The 562-nt window shown below is 42.7% G+C and carries 1 protein-coding gene; it reads right to left on the bottom strand.

Translation table 11 applies throughout. The features are described 5' to 3' along the window. Positions 1-85: 85 nt before the first annotated feature. Entirely contained in the window at positions 86-478 is a 393-nt protein-coding gene (locus tag AB4623_RS20075) for a RidA family protein (RefSeq protein ID WP_017065166.1), read from the bottom strand. Between the last annotated feature and the right edge of the window lie 84 nt (positions 479-562).

Genomic DNA, 562 nt, shown 5'->3' on the forward strand with positions numbered 1-562 from the left:
ATGTAGGGTGAGAGTATTAAAGGATAATAACAGGGATGACTAACCCCTAATACTCTCTAAGTAGGTAATTGTGATTAGGTTATTACTAAACGCGATCCGCGCGGTAGCAAGTCACATCTACTTCAACCTTCACGTCTACCACTAGGTCACAGACCATGCAGATACGAGCCGGTGGGTTAGCACCGAAGAACTCTTTGAATACCTTATTAAAAGATTGGAAGTAACGAGAATCCGTTAGCACAACCTTTACGTGCATTACGTCTTCTAGGCCGTAGCCCGCTTCAGTCATGATATCGACACAGTTTTGGATCGCTAGGCGAGACTGGTCAACAATGCCACCCTCTACCACTTCACCATCTGTCATCGGTGTCTGGCCAGAAACGTATAGGAAACCACCCGCTTCAGTTGCGCGTGCAAATGGTAAATGTTGTCCGCCTGTACCTGTACCGCCTTCAACACCGTAACGTTTAATAGTCATTTTTTAACTCCACTTCTTTATAGATAATATTGGTTCTGTTCCAATATATTTAAATTAATTCGTCGTTTTCTTATTACTGTATAT

It is taken from the genome of Vibrio sp. 10N.222.52.C12 (assembly GCF_041474215.1).
Taxonomy (GTDB): Bacteria; Pseudomonadota; Gammaproteobacteria; order Enterobacterales; family Vibrionaceae; genus Vibrio; species Vibrio crassostreae_C.